This window comes from Actinoplanes sp. NPDC051405, from assembly GCF_055586185.1.
On record NZ_JBVJIR010000026.1, the window covers coordinates 98,349 to 107,232 of the forward strand.

Sequence of the window (8,884 nt, forward strand, 5' to 3'; positions counted from 1 at the left end):
GCGGAGACTGTGATGCCTCAAGGATCTGATCGACGGCACCGGGTAGTGGTCGTCGGAGCCGGCTTCGGCGGGCTCTTCGCCACCAAGTCCCTGCGCAAGGCCGACGTCGACGTCACCTTGATCAACGGAACGGCGTACCACCTCTTCCAGCCGCTGCTGTACCAAGTGGCGACCGGCATCCTCTCCGAGGGCGAGATCGCCCCGCCGATCCGCGAGATCCTCCGCCGCCAGGACAACGTCGACGTGAAGCTCGGCTGGGTCAGCGACATCGACGTGGCCGCGAAGACGGTCGCAGTCGAGGCGCCCGGCATCGACTACACCGTCGAGTACGACACGCTGATCGTCGCCGCGGGCGCCTCGCAGTCCTACTTCGGCAACGACAAGTTCGCCGACCACGCACCCGGCATGAAGAGCATCGACGACGCCCTCGAGCTGCGGGCCCGCATCTTCGGCGCGTTCGAGCTGGCCGACCTGCAGACCGACCCGGCCGAGATCGAGCGCTGGATGACCTTCGTGGTGGTCGGCGCGGGCCCGACCGGCGTCGAGATGGCCGGTCAGATCGCCGAGCTGGCCCACCGCACCCTGCCCGGGCAGTACAAGCACATCGACCCGCGCAAGGCCCGGATCATCCTGATCGACGCCCTCGACGCGGTCCTGAACACCTTCGGCGACCACCTGTCCACCCGCGCGCTGCGCCAGCTGCACCTGCTGGGCGTGGAGGTGGAACTGGAGACCAAGGTGGTGGACGTGGACGCCACCGGCATCGAGGTGGACACCAAACGCGGCCACCAGCGCATCGAATCGATGACCAAGATGTGGGCCGCCGGGGTGGCCGCCCCGCCACTGGCCCGCAAGCTCGCCGAGCAGGCCGGCGCCGAGACCGACCGGGCCGGCCGCGTCAAGGTCAACCCGGACTGCACCCTGCCCGGCCACCCGGAGATCTTCGCCGTCGGCGACATGATCTCCCTGAACCAGCTGCCGGGCGTCGCCCAGGTGGCCATCCAGAGCGGCCGGTACGCGGCGGACCAGATCAAGCGCCGGCTGGCCGGCAAGGAACCCGCCGGCCCGTTCAAGTACTTCGACAAGGGCAGCATGGCCACCATCTCCCGCTTCTCGGCGGTGGCCAGCGTGGGCAAGCTGCGCGTGTCGGGCTTCCTGGGCTGGCTGATGTGGCTGGCGGTGCACCTGCTCTACCTGGTCGGCTTCAAGAACAGGGTCACGGCGGTGCTGCACTGGGCGGTCAGCTTCCTGGGCCGGGGTCGCTCCGAGCGGGTGGCTACGTTCCAGCAGGCGTACGCGCGCGCCGCGGTCCGCGAATACGGCGACCCGTTCGAACGCCGCAAGGCAGCGGCAGCAGCCGAGGCGATGAGCCAGCCGAGCGATCCGGCCAGCCTGTCCGCCTCCGGCCCTGCCACCCCCGCCGGCCCGGCCGCCTCAGCCACCCCGGCCGCCTCAGCCGCCTCCGGCTCGGGTTCGGGCTCGGCGGAGTCCGGTGCCACCTCGGCATCGGCCGGCCCAGCGATCAGATAACCCGCCGCCCCGACCCGGTCCCAACCCGGGTGCCGGTCGTGGTCCCGAGCCGGGGTGGCGGTCGTGGGTCCCGGTCGCGGCCCCGGATCTGGGTGCCGGTCGTGGTCCCGAGCCGGGGTGGCGGTCGTGGGTCCCGGTCGCGGCCCCGGATCTGGGTGCCGGTCGTGGTCCGGGATCTGGGTGCCGGTCGTGGTCCGGGATCTGGGTGCCGGTCGTGGTCCGGGATCTGGGTGCCGGTCGTGGTCCGGGATCTGGGTGCCGGTCGTGGTCCAGAGCCGGGGTGCCGGCCGTGGTCCAGAGCCGGGGTGCCGGTCGCGGCCCCGAACCCGGGTGCCGGTCGTGGCCGTAAGCCCGGGTGCCGGTCGTGGTCCAGAGCCGGGGTGCCGGTCGTGGCCGTAAGCCCGGGTGCCGGTCGTGGTCCCGAGCCGGGTGCCGGCCGCGGCCCCGGACCTGGGTCCCGGCCGCGGCCCCGAACCCGGGTCGCGGCCGCAGCCCGGATTCCCCAATTTACTGCCGGTGCCCGGTCCCAAACCCCGGTCCAAGAACCCGGTCGCAGGTCCCGGTCCCAGGTGCCGGTCCCAGCCCCAACCGCGGTGCCGGTCTGGGTCGTTGCCTCGACCGCGGTGCTGGCACGGAGCCTGGCCCCAACCCCAACCCAACCCCGTCCCACCAGATCTTGGTAGCCGATGGCTGTCCTGGCAGCCACCAATTGCCAAGATCGGAAGGGGGTAGCAGAGCGAGGGCGGGGCGGCAGCGGGCGAGGCGGCAGCGGGGCGGAGCGAGGCCGGGGCGGTAGCGGAGCGGAGCGATAAGGGGCCAGGAGCGCGGCGAGGACTGGGAGCGGAGCGGCGTCAGGCGGCGAGGGTGGCGTAGCGGCCGCCGACCGACACCAGGGAGTCGTGGTCACCGGACTCCAGGACCCGCCCGTGGTCGACAACCACGATCTGATCAGCATCACGCACGGTCGACAACCGGTGCGCGATGGTCACAGTGGTCCGGCCGCGAGCCAACTCGTCAAAGGCCCGCTGCACAGCCCGCTCAGTAGAGGTGTCCAGCGCACTAGTAGCCTCATCCAGCACCAGAATCCGAGGGTCCCGCAGCAGCGTCCGCGCAATCGCGATCCGCTGCTTCTCACCACCGGAGAACCGGTGCCCGCGCGACCCGACAACGGTCTCGTACCCGTCAGGCAGCCCAGCGATCAGCTCGTGGATCTGCGCAGCCCGGGCCGCCTGCTCGATCTGGGCGTCAGTCGCGTCCGGCCGGGCGTACCGCAGGTTCTCCCGCACGGTCGTGTGCAGCAGATAGGTCTCCTGGCTGACCACCCCGACCACCGAAGCCAGGTCGGCCAGCCGCAGGTCGCGCAGGTCGATGCCGTCGATGGTGATCCGGCCGGCGGCCGGGTCGTAGAGCCGCGCGATCAGCGCGGCAAGCGTGCTCTTCCCGGAACCGGTCTCACCGACCAGGGCCAGCGAGGTGCCGGCCGGCACGTCGAGCGAGACCCCGGCGACCGCGGCGGTCTCATTGCCCGGGTACGCGAACGTGACGTCCTCGAACCGCAGGTGCCCGCGCACCGGGCGGGGCAGCTCCACCGGCTCAGCCGGGTCGTCCACCTCGACCGGCAGGTCCAGGTACTCGAAGATGCGGGCGAACAGGGCCAGCGAGCTGGTCAGTGAGACCCCGACGCCGAGCAGCCCCATCAGCGGCCGGAACAGCCCGGCCTGCAGCGTGGTGAAGGCGACCAGGGTGCCGATGCTCAGCGTGCCGGCGGTGAGCGGCAGTCCGGCGCTGAGGTAGATGACGGCCGGGATGGCGGCGAAGATGATGCTCATCGCGGCCATCCGCCAGCGTCCGGCCAGTTCGGAGCGCAGCTCCAGATCGATCAGCCGGGTGGAGGAGGCGGTGAAGCGTTCGACCAGCGCCGCGCCGGTGCCCATGGTCTTGCTCAGCTGTACGCCGCTGATCGACAGGCCCTCCTCGACGGTGACGTTGAGGTCGGCCAGTTCGCGCTGGCGTTGCGCGGTGATCTCCTTGCGCATCTTCGCGACCCGGCGGGTCAGGTAGATGGCCGGCGGCAGGACGACCAGGGAGACCAGGGACAGCTGCCAGGACAGGGCGGCCATGGCGGCCGCGGTGGCGACGGCGGTGGTGAGGTTCGAGGCGATCGAGGTCGCGGTGGAGGTGACCACCGACTGCATGCCGCCGATGTCGTTGGTGATGCGGGACTGCACCTCGCCGGTGCGGGTCCGGGTGAAGAACGCCACGGACTGGCGGTGCAGGTGGGTGAAGACGTCCACCCGCAGCCGGTGCATGACCTGCTGACCGACGGTGGTGGAGATCCAGGTCTGGATGACGCCGAGCGCCGAGGTGACGGCGGCGACAGCGACCATGCCGGCGACGAGCCAGGCCAGCAGCGGGAGGTCCTGCTGCGGCAGTGCGCGGTCGATGACCTCGCGCAGCAGGAACGGGGAGGCCATGGCGATCACGGACGAGGCCACGATGATCGCGGTGACGATGGTGAGCTGCAGCCGGTGGGCGCTGAAGAGCCGGCCGATGCGGCGCAGGGAGACCTCGCGGGCCTGCTTCTTCTCGGCGGCGGTGACGGTGGTGGTGCGGCCGCGGCGGCCGCTTTCGACGGGGGTGGCTTCCAAGAGCAACAACCTTCTTCCGGTACGGGTATTAGTGAGGTTACCTCACCATGAGGGAACAACCGCAACCGCTGGTACGGTATTCCCGTGGATCCCGCCGCCGACGAGAACCTCTCCGAGCTGTTCTGGTCCGTCGCGCGCACCCTGCGCCACCTCAACAGGGAGGCGCTGGAGCCGCTGAACGTCTCCCCGTCGCACGGCCGGGCCCTCGCCGTGCTGATGCGACACGGCCCGATGCGCCCGGGCGCCCTCGCCGAGCACCTGCGCATCGCGCCGCGCTCGGCCACCGAGGTCGTCGACGATCTGCAGGAGCGGGGCCTGGTCGAGCGCACTCCGGACCCGGCCGACCGCCGGGCGACCGTGCTGCACCTGACGGCGGCGGGCACCGCGGCCGGCGACGCGATCCGGGCTGCCCGCCAGGCCGCCGCGGAGCGCTTCTTCGCCGGGTTGAGCGAGGCCGACCGCGCCCACCTCACTCGGATCCTGCGCCAACTGCGCGAATAATCCCGTTTGTGTAGAGTTCCGGGCATGCGCAAGGTTCTCGTCGTCGGTGCCGGGCAGTCCGGCCTCCAGCTCGCCCTCGGCCTGCGCGCCGACGGTCACGACGTCACGCTGATCTCCGCCCGCACGCCGCCGGACATCCGGGGCGGGCGCCCGATGAGCACCCAGGGCATGTTCCACGACGCGCTGGAGACCGAGCGGGCCCTCGGCCTCGACCTCTGGGGCGAGCAGGCCCCGGCGTTCGAGGGCTTCCGGATCACGCTGTCCGCTCCGCCCGGCGAGCAGGCGCTGGCCTTCAACGCCCGGCTCAGCCATCCCGGCCGCAGCGTCGACCAGCGCCTCAAGATGGCGGCCTGGCTGGAGCTGGCCGAGCAGCGCGGCGTGACGGTGGAATACCGCACGGTCGAGGCGGGGGAGCTGGCGGCGCTCGCCGCGCACCACGACCTGACCGTCGTCGCGGCCGGCCGGGGCGACCTGGTGTCCATCTTCGACCGCGACCCGCGGCGCTCGGTCCACGATGCGCCGCAACGGGGGCTCGCCGTCGCGTACGTGCACGGCCTCGAGCCCGACCCGGACTTCCCGGCACCGCACATCGGCTTCCACGCCGTGCCCGGGCTGGGCGAGCTGTTCGTCATTCCCGCGCTGACCCTGACCGGCCCCTGCGACATCCTGTTCTGGGAGGCCGTGCCCGGCGGCCCGCTCGACCGGTGGGCGGCTCCCGCCCCGATGGATCCCGCCGACCACCTGGCCCTGACGATCGAGCTGGCCGGCCGGTACGTGCCCTGGGTCGCCGAGCGCGCCCGCCACGTCGAGCTCACCGACGCCCGGGCCACCCTGCACGGCCGGTACGCGCCGGTCGTGCGCGAGCCGGTCGCCCGGCTGGACGGCGGGACGGCGGTGCTCGGCATGGCCGATGTGGTGCTGGCCAACGACCCGATCACCGGCCAGGGCGCCAACACCGCGGCCAAGTGCGCCACCGCCTACCTGGCTGCGATCCGCGAGCGGGGCGACCGGCCGTTCGACGAGCAGTGGATGCGCGACACGGCCGAGGCGTTCTGGTCCTCGACCGCCCGCGCGGTCACCGACTGGACCAACGCGATGCTCCAGCCGTTGCCGCCGCACGTGCAACGCATACTCGGCGCCGCAGCGGGCAACCCCACCGTGGCCTCCCGGTTCGCCGACGCCTTCTCGGACCCGAGCGACCTGGACCGCTGGTTCATGACCCCGGACGCCGCCGAACGTTATCTCGCCTCGGTCTAGCGTTACCTGAGTCACTTCCTGACCGATCGGCCAGCTTCTGACCGATCGGTCAGGCATGCTGGTCGGCATGGCCCGTACCCGGACACGCGACGAGATCCTCGCCGTCGCCGCGGAGCTGTTCTACCGCGCCGGCTTCAAGGGCACGTCCCTGCAGGACATCGCCGCGGAAGTGGGCTGTTCCAAGGCGACGCTGCTCTACCACTTCGACAGCAAGGAAGCGATCCTCGCCGCCCTGCTCGCCCCGGCCGCGCGCGAGCTGGCCGAGCTCGACGAGCAGCTCGCCGGGCTGCAGGGCGAGGCGGCCCGCGCCGCGGCGATCGACGGCTTCGTGGATCTGGTGCTGCGCTACCGCCGCGAGGCCGGCCTGATCTATCACGGCTCGCTCGAGGTGCTGCTCACGCCGGCCTTCGCCGGCGTGCAGCCGATGATCGAAAACCTGTGCTCCGCCTTCGCCGCCCGCTCCACCGATCCCGGTGAGCAGATCGCCGCGGAGGTGCTGCTGGCCGGCATCTGCTCGGTGGCGATCGACCGGCCCGACGACGTGACCCTGCGCTCCGCCCTGATCGCCGTGGCGAAGCGTGCCCTGCTCACCCCTCGATCCAAGGACTGACATGGCAACCCTGTTGTACCGGCTGGGCCGGGCCTCGTTCCGGCGCCGCAAGCTCGTGGTCGTGCTGTGGCTGGTGCTGCTGGCCGCGCTGGGCGGGGCCGCACTGGCCTTCAAGGGCACCTCGTCGAGCGACTTCACCATGCCCGGCACCGAGTCGCAGCGCGCGATCGACGCCCTGCAGCGGGAGTTCCCCGAGGCCAGCGGAGCCACCGGCACCATCGTGGTGGCCGCGCCGGCCGGCGGCACCCTGGCCGACCCCGCCCTCAAGCCGGCGGTCGAGGGCCTGGTCAAGGAGGCCTCGGCGCTGCCCGGCGTGCTCGGTGCCGTGGACCCCTTCCAGGCCAAGGCCCTCTCCCAGAACGGGCAGTACGCGCTGATCCAGGTGCAGTTCGCCACCAGCGCCGACGAGGTGACCGAGCAGCAGCGCACCGCGTACGAGAGCAGTGGCGCCGCCGCCGAGGCCGCCGGGCTGCGCGTCGAGCACGGTGGTGAGGTGATGAACTCCGAGCCCGAGGTCGGCGGCACGGAGAGCATCGGCGTCATCATCGCCCTGGTGGTCCTGGTGATCACCTTCGGCTCACTGGTCGCCGCCGGCATGACGATGCTCAACGCGCTGATCGGGGTCGGCGCGGGCATGGCCGGGCTGTTCGCGCTGAGCAGCGTCGTCACGCTGACCAGCACCGCGCCGGTGCTCGCCCTGATGCTCGGCCTGGCGGTCGGCATCGACTACTCGCTGTTCATCACCTCCCGGCACCGGCAGAACCTCGTCGACGGCCTCACCCCGCAGGAGGCGGCCGCCCGCGCGGTGGGCACCGCCGGTTCCGCCGTCGTGTTCGCCGGCATCACCGTGGTCATCGCGCTGGCCGGTCTCGCGGTCGTGGACATCCCGTTCCTGACGGTCATGGGCCTGGCCGCCGCGGGCACCGTCGCCGTCGCCGTGCTGGTCGCCATCACGTTGCTGCCCGCCCTGCTGGGCTTCGCCGGCGAGCGGGTGCTGCCCCGCAAGCTGCGCGCCACCGGCTCGCACGCGGCGTCGCACGCCGAGCCCAAGGAGGGCTTCGGTTTCCGCTGGGCCCGGCTGGTCACCCGGCTGCGCATCCCGGTGCTCCTCGTCGGCGTGCTCGGCCTGGGCGCCCTGGCCCTGCCGGCCGCGGACATGCGGGTGGCGCTGCCCGGTGCCGGCGCCGGCCCGGTCGGCACCCCCGGCCGCGACGCCGCCGATCTGATCACCGAGGGCTTCGGCCCCGGCTTCAACGGCCGGCTGGCCCTGGTCGTCTCCAGCGACTCGCCGGAGCAGACAACCGCGGCCGTGCAGCAGGCCACCCAGCTGTTGCAGGGCACGCCGAACCTGTTGGCCGTGACCCCGCCCAACCTCAGCCAGGACAAGCGGACCGCGCTGCTCGGGGTGCTGCCGCAGACCGGCCCGACCGACGAGGCCACCGAGGAGCTGGTGCACGACGTCCGCGACCGGGTGGCCGGGATCGCGAACGCGGACGTGTCCTTGACCGGGCAGACCGCCGTGGGCATCGACGTGTCCGAGAAGCTCTCCGCCGCCATGCCCGTCTACCTGCTGCTGGTCGTCGGCCTGTCCGTGTTGCTGCTGATGCTGGTGTTCCGGTCCATCCTGGTGCCGCTCAAGGCGGCGCTCGGCTTCCTGCTGACCGTGGGAGCCACCTTCGGCGTCACGGTGCTGGTGTTCCAGGAGGGACACCTGAGCGGTCTGGTCGGCCTGGACAGTCCGGGACCGCTGATCAGCTTCCTGCCCATCCTGCTGATCGGCATCCTGTTCGGCCTGGCCATGGACTACGAGGTGTTCCTGGTGTCGCGGATGCGCGAGGACTTCGTGCACGGCGCCGGCGCGCAGGAGGCGACCGTCAGCGGCATGGGGCACGGCGCCCGGGTGGTCACCGCGGCCGCGCTGATCATGACGTCGGTCTTCGCGGGCTTCATCCTGCTGGACGACCCGGTGATCAAGTCGATGGGCTTCGCGCTGGCCATCGGCGTGGCGATCGACGCCTTCGTGGTCCGGATGACGATCGTGCCGGCCGTGATCTCGCTGCTCGGCCGGGCCGCCTGGTGGCTGCCGCGCTGGCTGGACCGGGTGCTGCCCAACGTCGACATCGAGGGTGAGCGGTTGCGCGAGGAGCTGGCGAGCGAGCCGGAGCGGGAGCCGGTCACCGTCTGAACCGTTTAAGCAGATAGGAGAGGCGGGGGGGGGGGGGGGGGGCCCCGCCCCTTCTTTTCCTGTTTTTTTCCTTTTCTTTGTGTTGCGAAATCTTCGCCCCATCCTCTCCTTCCCCCATTGCCCTTTTTCCCACAAAAACACGCAAAAACAATC

General features: G+C 71.7%; 6 protein-coding genes. 5 read left to right on the forward strand and 1 reads right to left on the reverse strand.

The annotated features are described in order from the left end of the window. The first annotated feature begins 12 nt into the window (after positions 1–12). Positions 13–1,530: an NAD(P)/FAD-dependent oxidoreductase gene (locus tag ACZ6S4_RS40340; protein WP_465479962.1), complete on the forward strand. Its 1,518-nt coding sequence runs from the start codon at positions 13–15 to the stop codon at positions 1,528–1,530. Between the two features lie 851 nt (positions 1,531–2,381). On the opposite strand, the gene ACZ6S4_RS40345 is transcribed toward ACZ6S4_RS40340, so the two are convergent. Further along, entirely contained in the window at positions 2,382–4,178 is a 1,797-nt protein-coding gene (locus ACZ6S4_RS40345; RefSeq protein ID WP_465479963.1) for an ABC transporter ATP-binding protein, read from the reverse strand. Positions 4,179–4,262: 84 nt separating this feature from the next. Here ACZ6S4_RS40345 and ACZ6S4_RS40350 point away from each other — a divergent pair, with 84 nt between their 5' ends. The 4 genes from ACZ6S4_RS40350 to ACZ6S4_RS40365 all read left to right on the forward strand — a co-directional run bounded on the left by ACZ6S4_RS40350 (position 4,263) and on the right by ACZ6S4_RS40365 (position 8,731). Next, positions 4,263–4,679: a MarR family winged helix-turn-helix transcriptional regulator gene (locus tag ACZ6S4_RS40350; RefSeq protein WP_465479964.1), complete on the forward strand. Its 417-nt coding sequence runs from the start codon at positions 4,263–4,265 to the stop codon at positions 4,677–4,679. Between the two features lie 24 nt (positions 4,680–4,703). Then, entirely contained in the window at positions 4,704–5,936 is a 1,233-nt protein-coding gene (locus ACZ6S4_RS40355; RefSeq protein WP_465479965.1) for a styrene monooxygenase/indole monooxygenase family protein, read from the forward strand. A 67-nt stretch (positions 5,937–6,003) separates the two neighbouring features. Next, positions 6,004–6,546: a TetR/AcrR family transcriptional regulator gene (locus tag ACZ6S4_RS40360; protein WP_465479966.1), complete on the forward strand. Its 543-nt coding sequence runs from the start codon at positions 6,004–6,006 to the stop codon at positions 6,544–6,546. 1 nt (position 6,547) lies between these two features. Next, the gene (locus ACZ6S4_RS40365) at positions 6,548–8,731 is read left to right on the forward strand and encodes an MMPL family transporter (protein ID WP_465479967.1); all 2,184 of its coding nucleotides are present in this window, start codon (positions 6,548–6,550) and stop codon (positions 8,729–8,731) included. The last annotated feature ends 153 nt before the right edge of the window (positions 8,732–8,884 follow it).